General features: G+C 67.0%; 24 protein-coding genes and 1 pseudogene. 11 read left to right on the forward strand and 14 right to left on the reverse strand.

Annotation, left to right across the window (positions count from 1 at the left end; translation table 11 throughout):
* Positions 1-50: 50 nt before the first annotated feature.
* The 3 genes from G205_RS06035 to G205_RS06045 form a co-directional block, all read right to left on the reverse strand.
* A complete protein-coding gene (locus tag G205_RS06035) occupies positions 51-473 on the reverse strand; it encodes a DUF3151 domain-containing protein (RefSeq protein WP_009357194.1) in 423 nt (140 codons plus the stop codon).
* Positions 474-1,493: a class II fructose-bisphosphate aldolase gene (gene fbaA, locus G205_RS06040; RefSeq protein WP_009357195.1), complete on the reverse strand. Its 1,020-nt coding sequence runs from the start codon at positions 1,491-1,493 to the stop codon at positions 474-476.
* 141 nt (positions 1,494-1,634) lie between these two features.
* Complete coding sequence (locus tag G205_RS06045; protein WP_009357196.1) at positions 1,635-2,309, reverse strand: TrmH family RNA methyltransferase; 675 nt, start codon at positions 2,307-2,309, stop codon at positions 1,635-1,637.
* Positions 2,310-2,361: 52 nt separating this feature from the next.
* Here G205_RS06045 and G205_RS06050 point away from each other — a divergent pair, with 52 nt between their 5' ends.
* On the forward strand, positions 2,362-3,198 hold the full coding sequence (locus tag G205_RS06050; protein ID WP_200859140.1) for an HAD-IIA family hydrolase: 837 nt from the start codon (positions 2,362-2,364) through the stop codon (positions 3,196-3,198).
* On the opposite strand, the gene G205_RS06055 is transcribed toward G205_RS06050, so the two are convergent.
* The 4 genes from G205_RS06055 to pyrE all read right to left on the reverse strand — a co-directional run bounded on the left by G205_RS06055 (position 3,195) and on the right by pyrE (position 6,515).
* Positions 3,195-4,235 (reverse strand): alpha/beta fold hydrolase, encoded by a 1,041-nt coding sequence (locus G205_RS06055; protein WP_009357198.1) that lies wholly within the window; start codon positions 4,233-4,235, stop codon positions 3,195-3,197. The two genes, G205_RS06050 and G205_RS06055, sit on opposite strands and share 4 nt — an antisense overlap.
* Positions 4,236-4,304: 69 nt before the next feature.
* Positions 4,305-4,916, reverse strand: coding sequence for a hypothetical protein (locus tag G205_RS06060; protein WP_009357199.1), 612 nt, complete (start codon positions 4,914-4,916; stop codon positions 4,305-4,307).
* 100 nt (positions 4,917-5,016) lie between these two features.
* Positions 5,017-5,784, reverse strand: a complete 768-nt coding sequence (locus G205_RS06065) for a GAF and ANTAR domain-containing protein (protein ID WP_009357200.1) — start codon at positions 5,782-5,784, stop codon at positions 5,017-5,019.
* A 146-nt stretch (positions 5,785-5,930) separates the two neighbouring features.
* On the reverse strand, positions 5,931-6,515 hold the full coding sequence (pyrE, locus tag G205_RS06070; protein ID WP_009357201.1) for an orotate phosphoribosyltransferase: 585 nt from the start codon (positions 6,513-6,515) through the stop codon (positions 5,931-5,933).
* A 74-nt stretch (positions 6,516-6,589) separates the two neighbouring features.
* Here pyrE and nadE point away from each other — a divergent pair, with 74 nt between their 5' ends.
* Complete coding sequence (gene nadE / locus G205_RS06075; RefSeq protein ID WP_009357202.1) at positions 6,590-7,444, forward strand: ammonia-dependent NAD(+) synthetase; 855 nt, start codon at positions 6,590-6,592, stop codon at positions 7,442-7,444.
* On the opposite strand, the gene G205_RS06080 is transcribed toward nadE, so the two are convergent.
* Entirely contained in the window at positions 7,441-8,223 is a 783-nt protein-coding gene (locus G205_RS06080; RefSeq protein WP_009357203.1) for an IclR family transcriptional regulator, read from the reverse strand. The two genes, nadE and G205_RS06080, sit on opposite strands and share 4 nt — an antisense overlap.
* Before the next feature lie 171 nt (positions 8,224-8,394).
* On the opposite strand from G205_RS06080, the gene G205_RS06085 reads away from it, so the two are divergent.
* Genes G205_RS06085 through G205_RS06095 form a run of 3 tightly spaced genes read left to right on the forward strand, consistent with a single transcriptional unit; the run spans position 8,395 to position 11,011 of the window.
* Entirely contained in the window at positions 8,395-9,120 is a 726-nt protein-coding gene (locus G205_RS06085) for a CoA transferase subunit A (RefSeq protein WP_009357204.1), read from the forward strand.
* A gap of 29 nt (positions 9,121-9,149) precedes the next feature.
* Positions 9,150-9,821 carry a CoA transferase subunit B gene (locus G205_RS06090; protein WP_009357205.1) on the forward strand — a complete coding sequence of 224 codons (672 nt, stop codon included), beginning with the start codon at positions 9,150-9,152 and terminating at the stop codon, positions 9,819-9,821.
* A complete protein-coding gene (locus tag G205_RS06095) occupies positions 9,818-11,011 on the forward strand; it encodes an acetyl-CoA acetyltransferase (protein ID WP_009357206.1) in 1,194 nt (397 codons plus the stop codon). The genes G205_RS06090 and G205_RS06095 overlap by 4 nt, the downstream gene beginning before the upstream one ends.
* 117 nt (positions 11,012-11,128) lie before the next feature.
* Here G205_RS06095 and G205_RS06100 read toward each other — a convergent pair whose 3' ends face one another.
* Both G205_RS06100 and G205_RS06105 read right to left on the reverse strand, forming a co-directional pair.
* Positions 11,129-11,566, reverse strand: coding sequence for an ankyrin repeat domain-containing protein (locus G205_RS06100; RefSeq protein WP_009357207.1), 438 nt, complete (start codon positions 11,564-11,566; stop codon positions 11,129-11,131).
* 281 nt (positions 11,567-11,847) lie between these two features.
* Entirely contained in the window at positions 11,848-12,411 is a 564-nt protein-coding gene (locus G205_RS06105) for a GlcG/HbpS family heme-binding protein (protein ID WP_035752235.1), read from the reverse strand.
* Positions 12,412-12,603: 192 nt separating this feature from the next.
* Between G205_RS06105 and G205_RS06110 the strand changes: the two genes are divergently transcribed.
* From G205_RS06110 to G205_RS06130, 5 genes are all read left to right on the forward strand, one after another.
* Positions 12,604-13,839, forward strand: coding sequence for a sensor histidine kinase (locus tag G205_RS06110; RefSeq protein ID WP_009357209.1), 1,236 nt, complete (start codon positions 12,604-12,606; stop codon positions 13,837-13,839).
* On the forward strand, positions 13,836-14,462 hold the full coding sequence (locus tag G205_RS06115) for a response regulator (RefSeq protein ID WP_009357210.1): 627 nt from the start codon (positions 13,836-13,838) through the stop codon (positions 14,460-14,462). The genes G205_RS06110 and G205_RS06115 overlap by 4 nt, the downstream gene beginning before the upstream one ends.
* A gap of 133 nt (positions 14,463-14,595) precedes the next feature.
* Positions 14,596-14,799 carry a cold-shock protein gene (locus G205_RS06120; protein ID WP_009357211.1) on the forward strand — a complete coding sequence of 68 codons (204 nt, stop codon included), beginning with the start codon at positions 14,596-14,598 and terminating at the stop codon, positions 14,797-14,799.
* Between the two features lie 130 nt (positions 14,800-14,929).
* Entirely contained in the window at positions 14,930-15,265 is a 336-nt protein-coding gene (locus G205_RS06125; protein ID WP_009357212.1) for a hypothetical protein, read from the forward strand.
* A 68-nt stretch (positions 15,266-15,333) separates the two neighbouring features.
* Positions 15,334-16,119 (forward strand): MerR family transcriptional regulator, encoded by a 786-nt coding sequence (locus G205_RS06130; protein WP_035752214.1) that lies wholly within the window; start codon positions 15,334-15,336, stop codon positions 16,117-16,119.
* 38 nt (positions 16,120-16,157) lie between these two features.
* Here G205_RS06130 and G205_RS06135 read toward each other — a convergent pair whose 3' ends face one another.
* Positions 16,158-17,147 carry an SDR family oxidoreductase gene (locus G205_RS06135; protein WP_009357214.1) on the reverse strand — a complete coding sequence of 330 codons (990 nt, stop codon included), beginning with the start codon at positions 17,145-17,147 and terminating at the stop codon, positions 16,158-16,160.
* Between the two features lie 123 nt (positions 17,148-17,270).
* Positions 17,271-18,534 (reverse strand): annotated as a pseudogene (locus G205_RS06140) (acyl-CoA dehydrogenase family protein).
* Between G205_RS06140 and G205_RS06145 the strand changes: the two are divergent.
* Entirely contained in the window at positions 18,523-19,029 is a 507-nt protein-coding gene (locus G205_RS06145) for a MarR family winged helix-turn-helix transcriptional regulator (protein ID WP_035752217.1), read from the forward strand. The pseudogene G205_RS06140 and the gene G205_RS06145 sit on opposite strands and share 12 nt — an antisense overlap.
* A gap of 18 nt (positions 19,030-19,047) precedes the next feature.
* Here the strand turns inward: G205_RS06145 and G205_RS06150 are convergent, their stop codons facing one another.
* On the reverse strand, positions 19,048-19,692 hold the full coding sequence (locus G205_RS06150) for a DedA family protein (RefSeq protein ID WP_035752220.1): 645 nt from the start codon (positions 19,690-19,692) through the stop codon (positions 19,048-19,050).
* A gap of 86 nt (positions 19,693-19,778) precedes the next feature.
* Complete coding sequence (locus tag G205_RS06155; protein WP_009357217.1) at positions 19,779-20,363, reverse strand: helix-turn-helix domain-containing protein; 585 nt, start codon at positions 20,361-20,363, stop codon at positions 19,779-19,781.
* Positions 20,364-20,378 lie beyond the last annotated feature (15 nt).

Genomic DNA, 20,378 nt, shown 5'->3' on the forward strand with positions numbered 1-20,378 from the left:
TTCGTGGAGAAGGTGGCCGCCCGCCGTCGTTCTTTCAGCGAATGTTTGTACTACTGGCCTTCGATGGCTGCCTTGGCCGCGGGATCCGAGTCCTTGAGGAACTTCTCGATGCGCTCGGGTTCCTCCGGCTCGCCGATGGCTGCCGAGGCCCGGCCCAGCGAGTAGAGGGCGCGCAGGAAGCCGCGGTTGGGCTCGTGCTCCCAGGGAATGGGGCCGGCGCCGCGCCAGCCGTTGCGGCGCAGCGCATCCAGCCCGCGGTGGTAGCCCACCCGGGCGTAGGCGTAGGAGTCGATGGTTCGCCCCTCGGCCCACGCCTCTTCAGCCAGGATGGCCCACAGGAGCGAGGACGTGGGGTTCTTCGCCACCAGGTCCACCGCTTCCTGGCCGAGGGCGAGGTGCTGGTACACCTCGGTCTCGGCGGGCAGGAGCGTGGGCTCCGGACCCATGAGGTTTTTGCGGAACTCGTCCGACATCTAGAAGGTCTTTCCGGCCGAGCCGAGCTGCTTGGTGGCTTCGACCACGCGGGCTGCCAGGCCGGCTTCGGCGGAGGCACCCCAGACGCGGGGGTCGTAGGTCTTCTTGTTGCCCACTTCGCCGTCCACCTTCAGGACGCCGTCGTAGTTCTTGAACATGTGGTCGGCCACCGGGCGGGTGTAGGCGTACTGGGTGTCGGTGTCGATGTTCATCTTGATGGTGCCGTAGGAGACAGCGTCAGCGATCTCCTGGTCCGAGGAGCCGGAACCGCCGTGGAACACCAGGTCGAACGGGTTTTCCTTGCCGATCTTCGCGCCCACCTGGGCCTGGATGTCCTTGAGGATCTCCGGGCGGAGCTTGACGCCACCGGGCTTGTACACGCCGTGGACGTTGCCGAAGGTCAGCGCGGTGATGTAGCGGCCGTGCTCGCCGGCACCCAGGGCCTCAACGGTGGCCAGGGCGTCCTCAACGGTGGTGTAGAGCTTTTCGTTGATCTCGTTCTCAACGCCATCCTCTTCACCGCCCACAGTGCCGATTTCAACCTCGAGGATCATCTTGGCGGCGGCAGTGCGCTCCAGCAGCTCGCGGGCGATGCGGAGGTTTTCCTGCAGCGTCTCGGCGGAGCCGTCCCACATGTGGGAGTTGAACAGCGGGTTGCGGCCGGCCTTGACCTCAGCCTCGGAGGCGGCCAGCAGCGGCAGGACGAAGCCGTCCAGCTTGTCCTTGGGGCAGTGGTCGGTGTGCAGCGCAATGTTCACGCCGTAGTTCTTGGCCACCTCGCGGGCGAAGGCTGCAAAGCCCAGGGAACCGGCAACCATGTCCTTGGTGGAGGCGCCGGACCAGTAGGCCGCACCGCCGGTGGAAACCTGGACGATGCCGTCGGACTCAGCCTCGGCGAAACCGCGCAGGGCGGCGTTCAGGGTCTGCGAGGAGGTGACGTTCACGGCCGGGTAAGCGAAGCCGCCTGCCTTCGCGCGGTCGATCATTTCGGAGTAGATCTCTGGGGTTGCAATGGGCATGCTGACTCCTATGCTGAGTTTCGTCTGAGGCTGGTAACCCGTAGACCGCTTTACGGCTAGCTCCATCCTAGCGATATCCGCCACACCGCCGCCGATTCGGGTCAGCCGTCGGTAACACTCCCGCAACCAGAAGCGCGCGCCCTACACGTGCTGGTTGAAGACGTGCCGCCGGACCCAGGCGTGCATGGCGATGGCTGCCGCTGAGGCGGCGTTGATGGACCGGGTGGAGCCGAACTGTTCAATGGATAGCGTGGCCTCCGCCGCCGTGTGGACTTCGGGTGTAAGGCCCGGGCCTTCCTGGCCGAAAACCAGCACACAGTCCCTGGGCAGGTCGTAGGTTTCCAGCGGCACCGAGTCCGGGAAAATGTCGACGCCGATGATCGCCAGCCCCTCGCCCTGCGCCCACGCCACGAAGTCCTCAACGCTGGGATGGTGGCGGACGTGCTGGTAGCGGTCGGTCACCATGGCACCGCGCCGGTTCCACCGCCGTCGTCCGATGATGTGCACCTCTTTGGCGAGGAACGCGTTGGCGGTCCGCACCACCGTGCCGATGTTGAGGTCGTGCTGCCAGTTCTCGATGGCCACGTGGAAGTTGTGCCGGCGCGAATCCAGTTCCGCCACGATCGCCTCGTGCTTCCAGTAGCGGTACTTGTCCAGCACGTTGCGGCGGTCGCCGTCGGCCAGCAGGTCCGGGTCCCAGTGGTCGCCTTCCGGCAGTTCGCCTTCCCAGGGCCCGACGCCGACCTCCGCCTTGGGCGCCGCGGCCTCCTCGGGGTGTGCGTTGGGGTCGTCGGGAAGGCCGGGCGTTTGGTTCACCCCTCAACACTAGACTGGTCCACTGGAGCAAACATCACCGGTGGAGGTAAGCGTGGCAGAAGCAGACCAGGTAGCAGGAAATCCCGCGGTATACCGCAGCGGCCAGGAAATCGAGTGCTGGCTGACGGACATGGACGGGGTCCTGGTCCACGAGAACCAGCCGATCCCGGGAGCAGCCGAACTGATCCAGCGCTGGGTGGACACCTCCAGGCGCTTCCTGGTGCTGACCAATAACTCCATCTTCACCCCGCGCGACCTGGCCGCCCGGCTGCGGGCCTCAGGCCTGGAGGTTCCGGAGGAGAACATCTGGACCTCGGCGCTGGCCACCGCCCAGTTCTTGAAGGACCAGGTGTCCGCGGGCGGCTCGGAATCAGGAAACCGCGCCTACACCATCGGCGAAGCCGGGCTGACGACGGCGCTGCACGAGGCTGGTTTCATCCTTACCGACCAGAACCCGGACTTCGTGGTGCTCGGCGAAACACGTACCTACTCCTTTGAGGCAATCACCACCGCGATCCGCCTGATCCTGGCCGGTGCCCGCTTCATCGCGACCAACCCGGATGCCACGGGCCCGTCGAAAGACGGCCCCATGCCGGCCACCGGCGCCATCGCTGCCCTGATCACCAAGGCCACGGGGCGGGAGCCGTACATCGTGGGCAAGCCGAACCCCATGATGTTCCGTTCCGCCATGAACCAGATCGACGCGCACTCGGAAACTACCGCCATGATCGGTGACCGGATGGACACGGACATCATTGCCGGCATGGAGGCGGGGCTGCACACCGTCCTGGTTCTCAGCGGCATTACGCACAAGGACGATATTGCCGCCTACCCGTTCCGGCCCAACCAGGTCCTGAACTCCGTGGCGGACCTGAAGAACCAGATCTAGAACACACTCACCCTGGAGCCGCCCCGGGGCAGCGGGAAGAACCCGTTCAGCAGTTCCTCCAGGAGGGGGTTGTACACGTTCGGGTTCCAGCCGGGGCTGGCGTGGGCGGGGGCGGCTCCGGTGGTCTGCAGGCCCGTCGAAACCATGTTGTCCTTGAACGCCACCGCCCACGCCTCGGCGGCCGTCTGGTAGCGCACGGTGCGGTCCCTCGGGTTGCCGATGTAGGCCATCCTGGCGTTGCCGATCCGCCCGGCGAACCGGGATCCGTCGAAGTAGTAGATGTAGGCGGATTCGGTTTGGATCAGCACACTGGACGGGGCGATCGGGGACAGTTGTTCCAGGGTCTGGTCCAGGATCTGCCGCCAGCTGCGCTCGTCCTTGTGGATCACCCGTTCGCCCAGCTCGTAACCGCCGCGCAGGGTGGACGGGAACCGGAAGCCGCGCTCGTAGAGGAACACCACGCCGTCGAACCAGCTTTGGTCAAGGACGTCATGCTTGCTGTACGGGCTGGAGTCCAGGACGATGAACTGCACTTCCACGCCGTGAAGCTCCAAAAGCCGGGCGGCCACCTGGGTTGCCACCATCCCGCCGAAACTGTGCCCGTAGAAGAAGAGCTTGGTGAGCTTCCGGGCGCGGACGTACTCGATCACCGCGATGACCACCTCGTCGATGTCCAGCCCCTGGTTGGAGTACCCGACGGCGGCCAGCCGGGCCCGCTTGTTCAGGGACCCGCGCAGCGAGTTCAGGATCCACTGCGCCTCTTCCCAGCTGGTTTTGTAGCCGGGGAAGAGGAACCAGCTGGCGTCCGGGTAGTAGGCGTCCGCGAAGTTGTCCGGCACGGGCAGGATCTTGTTGGTCCGGCGCTGCGACTGGACCTCCCGCGTGAGGAGCATGTCCGCCGCCAGCAATCCGGAGGCCCCGGCGCCGGTGAGGAATGAGCGCCGGGAAAAGCGTTTCAGGGCAGCGGCTTCCGCCAGCAGGCGGGCCGCGGAAGACCCGCGCCGGTCCTGCGGACTTACCTCCCCCTCATACGGCACGCCTCTACCGTAGGCACAACCGAAGACACGCCCGCAAGGAGCGGGGTATAACCATTCAGTGACGCCGGGTCAACTGGCGGTCTGGTCCTCTGCCGCAGTGGACGGCGCTTCGGGATCCTGCCGGCGCCGGAGGATTTCCCGGCCGATGTCGTTGTAGCGGCCCAGGAGGTCCGAGCCGGCGAGTGACGAGGGGTTGTCCAGCAGGGCGAACAGGGTATCGCTGGCCGCCAGAAGTTCTTCGCCCGAGTATTCCTGCAGCGGCCGGGAGAACAGATCCTCAAGCCGGGCTGCCGGCACGCCCAGGAATTCCCGGCTGACGTCCGGAAGGAGGGCGTCGTCGTCGGAAGCTGGAACAGTCCGCCCGGCAGGGCTGCCGGCAGGTGTCCAGCTGCCGGTGGAAGTTGAGATCTGGAGAGAGACGCCGGCGCCGTCAATCCCGGCCAGCGCGGTGATGTCCATGGCGTTGAGGTCGCTCCGCAGTCCCGCCAGCGCGGCGGACTCCACCAGCGCAGCCTGGGAAAGGTCAACGCGGATATGGGAGCGGATGCCCATGCGCCGGACCCGGCGGATGATGTGAACCAGGTCGGGGCGCGACTCGTGGTTCAGGCTCCCCCGGACGTCGATCCGGACGGTATCGGCGGGGACGTCGAGGTTAACGAGGGCGTTCAGTGCGCGGTCCATAGGTACTCCAAAAAAGGGTGTCTATGGCCGACGGCTCAACCTCGGTAAGCGTAACTCCCAGTTCCAGCCGGGCACAACCCGCCAGTAACAACGCCGGGCATCAGGCAGATTGGTCGGACTGCCTTTGGCTGGGTTCCTGGTAGTGGGTCCTGGTGCCGCTGCCGCCCACTGAATCAACCAGGGACCGCGCGATGTCCCGCAGTTTCGTGTTGCTGTTGCTGGAAGCTTCGGTGAGGATCTGCACGGCGGCCTGCTGGCTGCACCGGTTCTGCGCCATCACGATGCCCACGGCGATATCGATAATAGTCCGGGACTCCAGTGTGGCACGCAGGTTGGCCGCGCTGTCCGTGTGCAGCGAGAACCGCACTGCCAGCCGCAGCGCCTGGGAGATCTCCCGGGTGTAGCCGCGGGCTTTCGCGGCAGCCTTTTCATCGAACTTGTGCGGAACGTCCGAGTACAGGTTGAGTGCCGCTTTGGCTTCGCCCTGCAGGTTGAAGGGCAGCGAGAGCACGGACCGGAGGCCATGCGAAGCCACCGCGTTGGCGTAGTCGGGCCCCCAGCGGTTCTCCTTGAGGAGGTCCGGCACGTGGACCTCGCGTTCTTCCTCGGCCGCAGTGAGACAGGGCCCCTGGGACAGGGAGTACTGGATCTCATCCACTTCCCGCGCTGAGTCGCTGCTCCAGCCGATGGTGGCTGCCTTGCGGTCCCGGAGAAGGGTGATGCCACACAGCGCATCATCCCCGTCACCTGCCACCTGGTGCGCGGAGAACCGTGCCAGCTCGTTGAGGAAATCCTCGAAGTCTGCACTTTCCAGGATGAGGTTCTGGATCTGCTCGTTGGTGTTCAAGGGCTGTTCAGAGGGGAGCATGCTGCACGTTCTCCGTAGGGGGAGTTAAGGGGTTAACGCAAATGATAGGCCAGCCTCAGCCGGTCATCCAACAGAATGCAGCCCCAGTCCCCGGGAGGCTGCTCCAGCAGGCCGCCGCCCCTGGCCTGCGGGGCGGCGGCGGATGGCTAGGAAAGACCCAGCTCGTCCTTGCTGAACGCAAACAGGTAGGGAACACCGGTTTCGGCTTCAATCTTTTCCTTGGCCCCGGTGTCGCGGTCCACGATCACTGCCACCGCTACAACATTGCCGCCGGCGTTGCGGACGCCCTCGACGGCGGTCAGGGCGGATCCGCCGGTGGTGGAGGTGTCTTCCAGGACCAGGACCTTGCGTCCTTCCACGGACGGGCCTTCCACCTGGCGGCCCATGCCGTAGGATTTCTGCGCCTTGCGGACCACGAAGGCGTCCACGGCACGGCCGGCGTCGGCAGCTGCATGCATGACGGCCGTACCCACGGGGTCGGCGCCCATGGTGAGGCCGCCGGCGCATTCGAAGTCGATCCCGGCGTCGTCGGCAAGCGCGAGCATGACCTGGCCCACCAGTTTGGAGGCCTCGTGGTGCAGGGTGATCCGGCGGAGGTCGATGTAGTAGTCAGCCTCCGCTCCGCTGGAGAGGATCACCTTGCCGCGGACCACGGCAAGTTCCTTGATCAGTTCGAGCAGGCGGGCACGGGCGGCTGCAGCGTCCACTGCAGTTTCACTGGGGGAAGTCATGGGTTCCAGTTTAGTCGGGACAGGCCGGTGGACATGCTTGAGCAGTGTCGGCGCCGCTGGCTAGGCTGGGGCACATGCGCGAACTCCAGGCCTCCATCATCAAGGAAATGGGCGTACAGCCCCGGATCGATCCTGCCGGGGAGGTGCGCAAGCGCGTCACATTCCTCAAGGACTACCTCAAGGCAACACAGACCAGGGGCTTTGTCCTGGGCATTTCCGGCGGCCTGGATTCGTCCCTGGCCGGAAAGCTCGCCCAGCTGGCTGTCGACGAATTGGAGGCCGAGGGCGTGGAAGCCAACTTCGTGGCGGTGCGCCTTCCCTACGGCGTCCAGCACGATGAGGCGGATGCCCAGGCCGCCCTTGACTTCATCCGGCCCAAGACGGAGTGGACATTCAACATTTCCGCTGCCGTTGACGGCTTCGAGGACGAGTTCGAAAAGACTGTGGGTAACGGGATCTCGGATTTCCACAAGGGAAACACCAAGGCCCGGACGCGCATGATCGCCCAGTACGCGCTGGCAGGCGAGCACAACTACCTGGTGATCGGCACCGACCACGGCGCGGAGTCCGTCACCGGATTCTTCACCAAATACGGCGACGGCGGCGCGGACATCCTTCCGCTCTTCGGCTTGAACAAGCGGCAGAACCGCGCCCTGCTGGCGGAGCTTGGCGCTCCGGCGCGGATCTGGGAAAAGGTGCCCACAGCCGATCTCCTGGACGACCAGCCGGGCCGCACCGATGAAGACGAACTGGGCCTGACCTACGACCAGATCGACGACTACCTGGAAGGCCGGGACGTTCCCGCGGACGTCGCGGAACGCATCGAACAGAAGTACCTGCGCACCCGGCACAAGCGGACCGTCCCTGTCACGATTTTTGATACCTGGTGGAAAGGCGAGGGCCCCGAAGAGGCACGCACCGGGCTCTAACCCGCGGCGTTTCCGCCCAGCTGCTGGGTGATCCGGTGGGCCTCTGCCATCAGCAGCCCGCCTAGCTCCTCCTGGCGGTCCGGCCGGAACCGGGGCTCGATGCCGGTCAGGGACAGCGCCCAGGCGGGCCGTCCTGACCGGTCAAACACCGCGGCGCCCATCCCCCAACTGCCTTCCAGTACCAGCCCCGGATTCACCGAGTAGCCATGCATCCGGGTGGTGCCGAGGCTTTCCCGCACCAGCTCCCGCGTGTGGTTCGCGGCGAAGGCACCCGCATGCTTTTCCCAGTCCGCCAGCAGCTCCTCCTGCTCGGCCTCCGGCAGGAACGCCATGATCGCCGTGCCCGCGGAGGCCACACCCAGGGGGAACCGGACACCCTCGTGGAGGACGAAGGACCTGACCGGAAAGCTGCCCTCCTCCCGCAGCAGGCAGACAGTCTCCGAGCCGCGGCGGATCGAGAAGAATGCGCTCTCGCCGGTGGCCTCGGCAAGCCGGCGGAGGCTGGGGCGCGCAATGTCCTCCAGCGGGAACCGGGCGGATGCCACTGATCCCATCAATAGGATTTCCGGCCCCAGCACCCAGTTCCCGGATGCCGGGTCGTGGTCCAGCAGTCCCTCGCTTGCCAGGGAGGCGAGCAGCCTGTGAACCGTGGGCCGGGTCAGTCCCGACTCGCGGACCAGGCCGGCCAGCGGCATGCCGTCCGCACTGCGCGCCACCAGGCGTAACAAACCGGCGATCCTGCTGACCACCTGCGCCCCCTGCATCGGAACTGCACCCATCCCCACTCCTTTGTCCACATTATGGATATGTATCAGCTTACCGTCCACAGTGTAGATACAGTGTTTCCCCGCACACTTTCTGGCCTTGACACCCCCAACTCGCCTCCCTAGCCTCGAAGTCACAACCACGTGTCCACAAAGTGGATATCTGACTCTCAACGAGGAGACACCATGAGCAAAGTCCAGCCCTCGGCCGCGGCCGCCCTGGAGGGGGCGCTTAGTGACGGGATGACCCTCGCCGTCGGCGGTTTCGGCCTCAGCGGTATCCCTGCGGATCTGATCGAGGCCGTGCGGGATTCGGGGGTGCAGGACCTGACGGTGGTCTCGAACAACATGGGCGTGGACGGCAAGGGCCTGGGCATCCTGATCGAGGCGGGCCAGGTCCGCAAAGTCATCGCCTCCTACGTAGCGAAAACAAGCTGTTCGCCGAGCAGTACCTCGCCGGAAACCTCGAGGTGGAGTTCACCCCGCAGCACCTTGGCCGAGCGGCTGCGCGCCGGCGGCGCCGGCATCCCCGCCTTCTACACCAGGACCGGCGTGGGCACCCTGGTTGCCGAGGGCAAGCCGCACGAGGTGTTCGACGGCGAAACGTACGTCCGGGAGCGCGGCATCGTGGCCGACGTCGCACTGGTCCACGCCCACACCGCGGACACGGACGGCAACCTCATCTACCGTTACACCGCGCGCAACTTCAATCCCGTGGTGGCCACCGCCGGGAAGCTGACCATCGCCGAGGCCGAGGTCATCCTCCCGCCCGGCACCCTGGACCCGAACCACATCGTCACCCCCGGCGTGTTCGTCCAGCGCCTGGTGCAGGCCGCCGCCCGGGTCAAGGACATCGAACAGCGCACCGTCCGGCCCCGCACCGAGCCCGCCGCTGAAGCGCTGGCCCTCTGAACCCCCACCACTTTCGAAGGAGAAACCCCATGGCCTGGACCAGGGATGAAATGGCCGCCATCGCGGCCGAGGAACTGAATGACGGCGACTACGTCAACCTGGGCATCGGCATCCCCACACTGGTCGCCAACAACCTGCCCGAGGGCGTGCGCGTGGTCCTGCAAAGCGAGAACGGCCTGCTCGGCATGGGCCCGTTCCCCTACGAGGGCGAAGAGGACGCAGACCTGATCAACGCCGGCAAGCAGACCGTCACCGTCCTGCCCGGCAGCAGCATCTTCGACTCCGCCACCTCGTTCGGCATGATCCGCGGCGGCCACGTCAAGGTCGCCATCCTCGGCGCCATGCAGGTCTCCGGCAACGGCGACCTCGCCAACTGGACCATCCCGGGCAAGATGGTCAAAGGCATGGGCGGCGCCATGGACCTCGTGGCTGGCACACCCCGGGTGGTGGTCCTCACCGAGCACAACGCCAAGGACGGCACCGCCAAGATCGTCCGCGAATGCACGCTGCCGCTCACCGGGCTGGGCTGCGTGGACCGGATCATCAGCGATCTCGCCGTCTTCGACCTCGTGAAAAAGGACGACGGCGGGCGGCGGCTCACGCTCACCCGCATGGCGCCCGGCGTCACGCTGGGTGAGATCCACGACAAAACCGACGCAGAATTCGACATCGCCCTCGAACGCGAAGGAGCCATCGCATGAGCCTCAAAGAACAGTTCGGCAAGGACATCCTCATCACCGGATGGGGGCACAGCAAGTTCGGCAAACTCACCGACGAGACCCTGGAGTCCCTGATCGTGCAGGTGGCCACCGACGCCATCAACACCGCGGGAATCGAGCCCGGACAGGTGGACGAGGTCTACGTGGGCCAGTTCAACTCCGGGATGATGCCGCTGGCCTTCCCGTCGTCGCTGGCGCTGCAGGTCTCTCCCGACCTCGCCAACGTACCCGCCACCCGGGTGGAAAACGCCTGCGCCTCCGGATCCGCCGCGTTCCAGCAGGGCACCAAATCCCTGCTCGCCGGCACAGCGAGGACCGTCCTGGTGATCGGTGCCGAGAAGATGACCCACGCCGGGGCCGACGTGGTGGGCGCCGGACTGCTGGGCGCCGACTACGATATGGCCGGCAAGTCCTCCACCACCGGCTTCACCGGCCTCTTCGCCGACGTCGCCAAGCACTACGCAAAACGCTACGACGCCGACGGGAAGCTCGGCGACGTCCTGGGCACCATCGCGGCGAAAAACCACCGCAACGGCGTGGACAACCCCTACGCCCAACTCCGCAAGGACCTCGGCGAGGAGTTCTGCCGCACTGTCTCGGACAAGAACCCCATGGTCGCCGACCCGCTGCGCCGCACGGACTGCTCCCCCGTCTCCGACGGCGCCGCCGCCGTCGTCCTGTCCACCTCCCCCACGGGAGGCACCAACCCTGCGGTCAGGCTCGCCGGGTTCGGCCAGGCCAATGACTTCTTCCCCGCCTCCCGCCGGGACCCCGTGGCCTTCGAAGCCACCCGTGTGTCCTGGCAGCGCGCCCTGGCGATGGCCGGCGTCGGAATCGCAGACCTGGACCTCGCGGAAGTGCACGACTGCTTCACCATCGCCGAACTGCTCATGTACGAAGCCATGGGCCTCACCGAGCCCGGGCAGGGCGCCCTGGCCCTCGAGGAAGGCTGGGTCTTCAAGGACGGGAAGCTGCCCGTCAACCTCTCCGGCGGCCTCAAATCAAAGGGCCACCCCGTGGGCGCCACCGGCGTCTCGCAGCACGTCCTCGCCGCCATGCAACTCACCGGCACCGCCGGCGACATGCAACTGGCAAACCCCCGCCGCGCTGCCGTCCAAAACATGGGCGGCGTCGGAATCGCCAACTATGTCAGCATCCTCGAAGCTGTCTGACCGGAGCTTGGAGCCGCCGTCGTGGGGCATTTTGAAGCCGCGGCCAGCCGTTTAGGCCATGGACGACGGCGTGTCCGCGCCATTGTGCCCCACAACGGTAGTGCGCAGGGGCCGCGGCTAGCCCCGGGAGCGGATCAGGGCGGCGATTTCGGCGAACCCCAGCCGCTCCGCGTTCTGGTGGGCGGTCCGGCCCTCCGGGTCGCGGATGTCCGGGTCCGCCCCGGCGTCCAGGAGCAGGCGCACCACTTCCAGCTGGTGCGGGCCGCCGTTGTTGAGCAGGATGGCTTCCTGCATGGCCGTCCAGCCAAGGTTGTTGACGTGGTTTACCGGTACGCCGGCCGCGATCAGGATCTGCACCGTCTCCACGTGCCCGTGCTCGCTGGCTGGAATCAGGGCCGTCCCGCCGTAGCGGTTGGTACTGGAAACATCCGCACCCGCCGCCAGCGTCAGCCGGAGGACCTCGTTGAAGCCTTCGGCACCGGCATAGAGGAACGCGGAGTCCTGGATGGCGTCCCTGGCGTTGACGTTCCCGCCGCGCCCGATCAGCGCGGCCACGAGTGGGGCGTTGTTGGCTTTGGCGGCTGCGATCAGTTCCTGGTCCAGCTGCGCCTGTTCCCCAGCGGACAGGGCCGGCGCGGGTGGCGGGGCGGGCGCGCCGTCGGGGGTTGTTCCGGACTGGGCAGTTCGGGAGTGGGCTGTTCCGGAATGGGCTGGGGGACGGAGGATGCCGGGGCAGATTCAGCCTGCGGGGCGGGTGGACCGGCCTGGCACGCGCTGAGCAAGAACCCGACGGCGGCAATCACCAGGGCGGCCCGGAATCGTTTCATACGCGGAGCCTACTTGGCAGTGCCGGCGACGGCATCAGCCCCTGCCGTGGCGCAGGCCTCGTCCAGTGCGCCGTCGGGAGCACCGCCGACGCCGATGCCCGCGACTGAGACGCCGTTGACCTTCAGCGGGACCCCACCGGCCAGGAACAGGGTGCCGGGGAGGTCGGCGATGGATGGGCCGGTGCCGTTGATGCGCTTGGCCAGTTCACTGGTGGGAGCGCCGAAGGCGGCAGCCGTATAGGCCTTCTGCCTGGCCGCTTCGATGGTGTGTTCGGCAGCGTTGTCACCGCGGAGCAGCGCCTGGACGGTACCGAACCGGTCCACCAGCGCAACCGTGACGAAGGGCAGCTTGTCAGCCTGGCACTTCGCCAGGGCGGCGCTGACGGCTGTGGCCGAGGCCCCTGCGCTGATGCGGTTCTGCTGCACCACTGTTTCGGGCACGGCCTGGACGTCGACGGCGGGGACGGCTGCCGGTGCCGGGCTGGTCCCGGCGTTGGCTGCGGCCGTCGCTCCGGCGGTCAGGACGAGGGCGCCGGCTGCGGCGGCGGCAAAGGCTTTGTGCGACTTCTTCACGGTGTCTCCTTGGAGGGTCATGGTGGGTACGCACCAATCCTTCCGGGGGCGGCCGCCGCCGGCATCGGGCCTTCGTCTGCTGAACCCTCCACCGGAAGGCCAGCCGTATCAGCCAAATGGCTGAGAGACCAGCAACGGCGGGGGCAATAGCATGGAAGGGAGCGTTTCCCACCAGCCAGAACGGGACATCCCATGCCTACCCGAGCCGCCGGCACCGCCCCGGCCACCGCTGCCGCCCCGGGAACCCGGCCCCGGACCAGCGCACCGCGCACCGGCCTGGGCAGCATCGGCACCGCAGTACACCTGGGATTCGCGGTGCTCCTGGTGGCCTCGCTGGTCCGCTACGTCATGCGGCACAGCCCTGCCGACAACCTGCTGATCCTGGGCCTGGCTGCCGCGGCGAGCCTGCTCTATGCCGCCGTGGCCGTGCTCGCGGCGCGGGGCAGGCCGGGCATCCCGTGGATGTTCACCCTGGTGGTTGTCTGGGCGGTCCTGGTGGTCGCGGCGCCGAGTTTTGCCTGGTGCTCGTTCGCGCTCTTCTTCCTTTGCCGCAGCGCATTGGCCGGAACCGCCGCCTACCTGGCGGCAGGCACCACAGCGGCCGCCACCGCGGCAGGGCTGTTCCGGATGAGTGACGGCACGGACCTCGCCATGCTCCTGGGCCCGCTGGCGGTGGGACTGATGCTGACGCTGATCTACGACCGCATCCAGCACGACGCCGAGGAGCAGCGCCGCCTGCACGCGGAGGTCACGCGGGCGCAGGGCGAGTTGGCCGCCAGCGAGCGCCGCGCCGGCACCATCGCCGAACGCGAACGCGTGTCCCGGGAAATCCATGACACCGTCACCCAGGGACTGGCCAGCAGCCTGCTCCTGCTCGAGGCCGCCGGACGTGCCTGGCCAGGCGCCGCCGCCCGGGACGAACTCCGGCAGGCAACCGGGCTCCTGCGCACCAACCTGTCCGAAACCCGCAGCCTCGTCCACGAGCTGGCCTCCCCCGGGCTGGACGGATCTCCCCTGCCCGAAGCCCTCCTCGTCGCCGCGAGGCAGTACGTGCCCCAGGCCCGGCTCCTCGTTACCGGCGAGCCGCGGGCCGTGTCCGGGGAGGTCCGCCATGCCCTGCTCCGCGTCGTGCAGAGTGCCGCCTCCAACATCAACCTCCACGCGTCAGCAACGGCCGCCACCGTGACCCTGGGATTCCTTCCGGAGGCCGTCACGCTGGACATTTACGACGACGGCGCCGGCTTTGATCCGGCGGCGGCAGCACCGCCGTCGGACGCCGGAGGGTACGGGCTGAGGGCCATGCGCCAGCGGGTGGAACAGCTGGGCGGCACCTTCTCCGTGGAAAGCTCACCCGGGGAAGGGACCATCGTGGCCGCCCAGCTGCCCGCGGCTCCTGCCGGCGGCGAAGACCCTGGAGGCCAGGGATGAGCGCCATTACCGTCCTGCTGGTGGACGACCACCTGGTGGTGCGCAGCGGCCTCCGCGCCCTGCTGGGGACGCAGCCGGACATAACCGTGGTGGCGGAGGCAGCCTCCGGCGAGGAAGCCCTGGTGCAGGTGCGCGAGCACTCCCCCGCCGTGGTGGTGATGGACCTGGCCATGGGTGCGGGCATGGACGGCATCGAGGCCATCCGCCGGATCCGCGGGCTCAACCAGCGGCAGGCCATCCTGGTGTTCACCACCTACGATTCCGATGCGGACATTGTGCGCGCCGTGGATGCCGGCGCCATGGGCTATCTCCTGAAGGATGCGGCGCCGGAGGAAATCTTCGCTGCCATCCGTGGCGCCGTGCAGGGCAAAAGCGTCATGAGCCCGCCCGTGGCGTCCCGGTTGTTCCAGCAGCTGCGCAACCCGGACGAGATCCTCACGCCGCGGGAGGCCGAGCTGCTCAGCCTGCTCACTGAGGGGCTCAGCAACAGGGAACTTGGCCAGCGCCTCTTCATCTCCGAAGCCACTGTCAAAACCCACCTCGCGCACATCTACGCCAAGCTCGGAGTGGAGACCAGGGCGGCTGCGATAGCCACCGCAATCCGCCGTGAAGGCATGCGCTGAGCACGCCATGCCGGGCCAACCCTTGCACGCAGGCCATTGTCCCCGTACGTTGGGGAACAGCGGGGGACGTTCTCCGCACACTTCGGGCTGACACCCCGGGGAGAGAATCAGAGTCACATGAAGGAATGCAGCCATGGCAACAGGCACAGTTAAATGGTTCAACGCCGAAAAGGGTTTTGGCTTCATTGCCCCCGATGACGGGTCCGCTGACGTTTTCGCCCACTACTCGGCAATCGCCACCAGCGGCTACCGCTCCCTGGACGAGAACCAGAAGGTCGAATTCGATGTGACCCAGGGCCCCAAGGGCCCGCAGGCAGAGAACATCCGCCCCCTCTAAGGCTTGGGCCTCCGGCGCCTGCACCGGAGAACCCGTCCAGCGGCCCCGCCACGACAGCTGGCGGGGCCGCTGTTTTGCGTTGCTTCCCGGCCTTGACCATCCGGGAACCCCTTTTTGGGATAATTGGAGCATGGCCGCAGAAGCGCAGGACAAGGATCCCTGGGAAGAATTCGATGCCCTGGGACCCGCCGCGCCGGACCGCGTTCCCGGTTACCCTGGTGGTGAACCACACGGCTTCGGGTTCCGCACCGGAGTTCGCAGCGCCCGGGTTGCCGTGGGCTTCGCAACGTACACGCTGGCATTGGGCACAGTCCTGGCACTGACCGGCTGCGTTGTTTTTATTGCCGGGGAGCAGTGGCTGCTGGTGGGCCTGATGCTCCTGATTGAAGCCATCTTCATCCTGGCCTTCCGCCGTCTCGTGGCCCAGGCACGCAACCGGTCACCCCGGAACCGCCCCACCCCCTGAACCTGCTCCGCCCCTGAACCGGTTCCGCCCCTTGACCTTGACGCTGCGTCAACCCCTACGCTCAGTCCATGGAAGAAACCACGGCTGGGGCAGCGAGGGACTGGTCCAGCCAGGACGTCGCCCGGATGGCGGGCACCACCAGCCGCACCCTCCGGCACTACGACGACATCGGATTGCTCAAGCCCAGCCGGGTGGGCAGCAACGGCTACCGGCACTACGACGCCACCGCCCTCCTGCAGCTCCAGCGGATCCTGCTGCTTCGCGGACTGGGCCTGGGGCTGCCGGCCATCGCGGAGGTCTTCCAGCAGCAGACGGACGCGGTGAAGGCGTTGACCCGCCACCTGGACTGGCTGCGGCAGGAACAGGACAGGCTGTCCCGCCAGATCGCATCCGTCCGGCAAACACTCGAAACGGTTAAAGAAGGAGGAGAGCTCATGGCAGAAAAAATGTTCGACGGATTCGACCACACGCAGTACAAAGACGAGGTCGAGGAGCGGTGGGGCAAGGACGCCTACGCGAAGGGTGACTCGTGGTGGCGGGGCATGGACGAAGCGGAGAAAAGGGAGTGGAAGTCGCGCTCCGAACAGCTGGGGAAGGACTGGCTGGCCGCAGCCGGATCAGATATTTCTCCCGCCAGTCCCGAAGCCCAGGAACTGGCCCGGCGCCACGTTGAATGGCTGAAGTCCATCCCCGGCACCCCGGCCACGGAAAGCGGCGGAGACATCAAGGGATACGTCACCGGGCTCGCGGACATGTACGTCGCCGACCCCCGGTTCGCTGCCAACTACGGCGGAGAGGCCGGCGCGGGCTTCGTGCGGGACGCGCTGCACGCCTACGCGAACAGGAACCTTTAGGGCTTGCATTCCATCCGGGCCCGGGGCCCGGATGGACGTCAGTAAGCCTGCCGGCCCCGCAGCCTGCCGGCGGCCATCACGGCGCCGGCCACTGCCGCCGCGGTGAAGAACCTGCGCCTGGCCGTCCCACGCCGGCCATGCCAGCCGCCGCTCACGGAGCCTTTCCTGATCGATTCCGAAGAACGGTGCAGGTTGCCCGGGGTGACGGCGGCGGACTTGCGGCGGGGAAGCTGCTTCTTGTCCACCTGGCGGGCGACTGACCCTTCCACCAGTTTCGGCGTGACCCTGTGCTGCAGAACCAGCAGGCGGGCGACCGGACCGCCCGCCACGATTTCGCGGCGCGGGTGCTCGATGACCTTGATGATTGCCCTCGCGACGCGTTCCGGGGTGTAGACCGGGGGCAGGGCACGTGCCCGCCGGCCGGTGTAGTTGGCAGCGTGCTGGTAGAACGGGGTGTCGATGGTGGCCGGCAGGACTGTGCACACGTCCACCCCGGACAGTCCTTCCAGTGCCAGTTCCGACCGCAGGCTGACACTGAGGGACCGGACTGCGGCCTTGGTGATGGAATACGCTGCGGAGTAGGGCAACGGGGTCTCCCCCACTACTGACGCGACATTGACCAGGACACCTGAACCCTGGGCAGCCTGGCGGGCCAGGGCAGCACGCGCACCGTTCACGTAGCCGGAAATATTCACGTCAAGGACCCGCTGGAAGTCCGCAGGCGGAACGTCCAGGAGCCGGCCGAAGGCGCCCACTGCCGCGTTGTTGACCCATACGTCAAGGCGTCCGAACTCCGCCACGGCACGCGCGGCCAGGTTCTCCACCGCAGCCGGGTCCGTCACGTCGGTGGCTACGGCAACTGCTTTCGCCCCGCGCTTCCTGCATTCCCGGGCAACTGACTCAAGGGCTTTGGTTCCACGCGATGCCAGGACCAGGCTGGCGCCCCTGGATGCGCAGCGAAGCGCGGTGGCCCGGCCAATCCCGCTCGAGGCACCGGTGATCACAATGACGGAGTTCTTGACGCGCATCGGGCTTCCCTTCCCGCATCCCCAGGGGAGCAGACCAACAGTAAGTAGGCTTACCTCTTCGATGCTATCGAGGGGCGGGGCGCGGGACAACGCCTGCCGGCGTCGTCCCCGTCCGAACGGGATTCAGGTGAAGGCGGAAATCCCGGTGACAGCCCGCCCCACCAGCAGTGAATTGATTTCGTAACTGCCTTCGTAGGTATAAAGGATCTCGCATCACCGAACAGCTTGGCCATGCCGTAGTCACCGCTGATGCCGTTGCCGCCCAGCAGCGACCGGCCCATCGCAACCGTTGCCCGGGCCAGCCGCGTGGTAGTGGCTTTAGCCATGGCCGCCTGCGCCATTTCCAGCCGGCCTTCCTCCTGGAGCCGCGCCAGTTGCACCATCAGCGCCAGGGATGCGGAGGCGTTGCCCAGGATATCGGCGAGCTGCTGCTGGACCAGCTGGAATCCCGCGAGTGGACGGCCGAACTGGTGCCGCTCCAGGACATAGCCCCGGGCGACGTCGAATGCGGCGAACTGGATGCCGGCCGCCTGCCAGCCCACCCACGCCCGGGAATCCCGCAGGAGCCCCTGGACGGAGGCAAAGCGGGCCGCCCCGGGGAGCAGGTTGCCAGCCGGGATCCGGACATCCTCCAGCGTGATGTCCGCATTCTGCATGATGCGCAGTCCGATTTTGTTGGCGATCCTGGTGGCCGTGAAGCCGGGACGGCCGGTCTCCACGATGAAGCCTTTGATCTCCTGGTCCGCCTGGTCCCGCGCCCAGACGAGGGCAAAGTCGGCGATGGTCCCGGCACCGATCCAGCGCTTTGCCCCGTTGAGGACCCACTCACCGCCCTCCAGCCTGGCGGATGTCTCCAGCCCCCGGGAAATGTCCGAACCGTGGCCGGGCTCCGTCAGCGCGAAGGCCCCCAGCTCGGTGAAGCCCGTAAGCCCGGGCAGCCAGCGGCTCTTCTGCTCCTCGGAGCCCAGCTGGCTGATCATGCCCACAATCACTCATTGTGGATGCCGGCGACCGCGGAAAGGGAGACGTCCGCGCGGGCCAGTTCCGCGTACATCAGCCCTTTGAACAGGGCGGAGCTGCCATCCAGCTGCAGGGCCCCGAGTCCGTGGCCGGCCATGTCCTGCAGCAGGCCGAACGGAAAGTCCTCGCGGTTCCAGTAGCCGAGGGATGCCGGCCGCACCGATGCCTGCAGGAATTCCCGCGTCCGCGCATAGCGTTGCCGTTCTGCGGCCGGAAGGAGCTCCACCACATGGATCAGGTCCGCGTCCGGAAAGGGCGGCCGGCCGTTATGCTCCTGGGGCTGCACGGAATTCCTCCCTCGCCAAACCGTTGGATGTCCTAGTATATTCACAGGATTTTCCGGAAAGGGGCTGGTTTGGGTACGCATTTGCCCCGCGATCCCATTGCCGAGGCCCGGCGCAACTGGGAGGAACACGGGTGGGAAGACGTTGCCGCGCCCATGGCAGCCATCACGGCCGTCATGCGGACGCAGCAGATCCTCCTTGCCAGGATTGAAGCCACCCTCAAGCCGTTCGGCCTCACGTTTGCCCGCTACGAACTCTTGGCACTGTTGAGTTTTTCGCGGAAGGGCTCGCTGCCCATGAAGAAGGCGAGCGCCCTGCTCCAGGTCCATCCGACGTCGGTCACCAACGCCGTGGACCGGCTGGAACGCGCCGGACTGGTGGCGCGGTCCCCCCATCCCACGGACGGCCGCACCACGCTGATCGCCCTCACCGGCGAGGGACGCAGCCTGGCCAGGCGTTCCACGGCGGCGCTGAACAGCGAGGTGTTCAGCGATCCCGGCTTCAGCCCCGGGGACGTGGACCTCCTGATCCGGATCCTGGGCGACTTCCGCAGGAATGCCGGGGACTTCGCGGACTGAACGCGGGGAGGCAGCCGGTCAGCGGTTGGCTTTGGCCCGCTTCGCCCTCCGGACCACCAGCAGGACCACCGTGACGGCCAGTGCCACGTACACCGCGTAGTTGAGGAACCGGGAGTACTGCTCGATGAGCCGGTACTGGGTGCCCAGGGCATACCCCAACCCAATCAGGGCGCCGTTCCACAACCCGCTCCCCGCGAGGGTGTAGAGGCTGAAGGTCCCCAGCGGCATGGCGGAGGCCCCGGCTGGCAGCGAAATGAGGCTGCGGACGCCGGGAAGGAGCCGGCCGAAGAAGATGGAAGACCGGCCATGGCGGCGGAACCAGTCGGCGGCGTGCTCAAAATCCTCCCGGTCCACCAGGGGCAGTTTGGACAGCCCGCGGATGGAGCGTTCCAGCCCCAGCTTCGCACCCAGCCAGTAGAGGAACAGCGCCCCGGCGTAGGCGCCAAGCAGGCTGGTGACAAAGACGAGGAACAGGTTGAGGGCCCCTTGCTTGGCAAGGTAGCCAGCCAGCGGCAGGATCACCTCACTCGGAATGGGCGGAAGTATTGTTTCGGCGAGGGTGAAGGCTCCCACACCCCACTCCCCCAGCCTGTCAATTGCCTGCGCAGCAACACCAACAAGGCCACCAAGTCCGTCCGCCGCGCCCGCCGCCGGTACCTGCATCTGATTCTCCCCCATTTCCGCTGCAAACTTCCTGCGGTCCTGTCTACCCTACGGGGCTGGGGGAAACCTGACAGCCCGGCAAGCCCCTATCTTTTGGCGGCGGGCTTTGCCCGCACGTGCATCCGTTCGCCCTGCGTGCCGAACAGGCTGAGGAATTCCACGGCCCCGCCGTCGGCCCTGCCGAACCAGTGGGGGATGCGGGTGTCGAACTCCGCCGCCTCGCCGGGCCCCAGGACCAGGTCCTGGCTGCCCAGCACCATGCGCAGTTTCCCGTTCAGGACATACAGCCACTCGTAGCCCTCGTGTACCTGCGGACTGGGTTCTTCCAGCCGGCCGGCGGCCAGGATGTGCTTGTAGGCCTGGATGCCGCCCGGTTTCCGGGTCAGCGGAATGATGGTCATCCCCCGGGCCTCGATAGGGCGGAGGTGCACGCGCGGATCGCCCGTTTCCGGCGCCCCCACCAGTTCGTCCAGCGGCACCTGGTGCGCTTTGGCCAGGGGCAGGAGCAGTTCGAGGTTGGGCCGCCGCTGGCCGGATTCGAGCCGTGACAGGGTACTGACCGAGATTCCGGTGGCCTCCGCCAGAGCGGTGAGCGTGACGTCGCGGCTGACCCGGAGGGCCTTCAGCCGCGGGCCCACGGCCGCCAGGACGTCGTCAAGGTTTTCATCCATTCAGCTATTTTGCCA

Source organism: Arthrobacter nitrophenolicus (assembly GCF_000332815.1).
Lineage (GTDB): Bacteria > Actinomycetota > Actinomycetes > Actinomycetales > Micrococcaceae > Arthrobacter > Arthrobacter nitrophenolicus.

What these genes read in the sequence shown, in the direction of transcription:
- G205_RS06035 (WP_009357194.1), bottom strand. Translation starts at nt 473, where the DNA reads ATGTCGGACGAGTTCCGCAAAAACCTCATGGGTCCGGAGCCCACGCTC.
- fbaA (WP_009357195.1), bottom strand. Translation starts at nt 1,493, where the DNA reads ATGCCCATTGCAACCCCAGAGATCTACTCCGAAATGATCGACCGCGCG.
- G205_RS06060 (WP_009357199.1), bottom strand. Translation starts at nt 4,916, where the DNA reads ATGGACCGCGCACTGAACGCCCTCGTTAACCTCGACGTCCCCGCCGAT.
- G205_RS06065 (WP_009357200.1), bottom strand. Translation starts at nt 5,784, where the DNA reads ATGCTCCCCTCTGAACAGCCCTTGAACACCAACGAGCAGATCCAGAAC.
- pyrE (WP_009357201.1), bottom strand. Translation starts at nt 6,515, where the DNA reads ATGACTTCCCCCAGTGAAACTGCAGTGGACGCTGCAGCCGCCCGTGCC.
- nadE (WP_009357202.1), top strand. Translation starts at nt 6,590, where the DNA reads ATGCGCGAACTCCAGGCCTCCATCATCAAGGAAATGGGCGTACAGCCC.
- G205_RS06080 (WP_009357203.1), bottom strand. Translation starts at nt 8,223, where the DNA reads ATGGGTGCAGTTCCGATGCAGGGGGCGCAGGTGGTCAGCAGGATCGCC.
- G205_RS06085 (WP_009357204.1), top strand. Translation starts at nt 8,395, where the DNA reads ATGAGCAAAGTCCAGCCCTCGGCCGCGGCCGCCCTGGAGGGGGCGCTT.
- G205_RS06090 (WP_009357205.1), top strand. Translation starts at nt 9,150, where the DNA reads ATGGCCTGGACCAGGGATGAAATGGCCGCCATCGCGGCCGAGGAACTG.
- G205_RS06095 (WP_009357206.1), top strand. Translation starts at nt 9,818, where the DNA reads ATGAGCCTCAAAGAACAGTTCGGCAAGGACATCCTCATCACCGGATGG.
- G205_RS06110 (WP_009357209.1), top strand. Translation starts at nt 12,604, where the DNA reads ATGCCTACCCGAGCCGCCGGCACCGCCCCGGCCACCGCTGCCGCCCCG.
- G205_RS06115 (WP_009357210.1), top strand. Translation starts at nt 13,836, where the DNA reads ATGAGCGCCATTACCGTCCTGCTGGTGGACGACCACCTGGTGGTGCGC.
- G205_RS06120 (WP_009357211.1), top strand. Translation starts at nt 14,596, where the DNA reads ATGGCAACAGGCACAGTTAAATGGTTCAACGCCGAAAAGGGTTTTGGC.
- G205_RS06125 (WP_009357212.1), top strand. Translation starts at nt 14,930, where the DNA reads ATGGCCGCAGAAGCGCAGGACAAGGATCCCTGGGAAGAATTCGATGCC.
- G205_RS06130 (WP_035752214.1), top strand. Translation starts at nt 15,334, where the DNA reads ATGGAAGAAACCACGGCTGGGGCAGCGAGGGACTGGTCCAGCCAGGAC.
- G205_RS06135 (WP_009357214.1), bottom strand. Translation starts at nt 17,147, where the DNA reads ATGCGCGTCAAGAACTCCGTCATTGTGATCACCGGTGCCTCGAGCGGG.
- G205_RS06150 (WP_035752220.1), bottom strand. Translation starts at nt 19,692, where the DNA reads ATGCAGGTACCGGCGGCGGGCGCGGCGGACGGACTTGGTGGCCTTGTT.
- G205_RS06155 (WP_009357217.1), bottom strand. Translation starts at nt 20,363, where the DNA reads ATGGATGAAAACCTTGACGACGTCCTGGCGGCCGTGGGCCCGCGGCTG.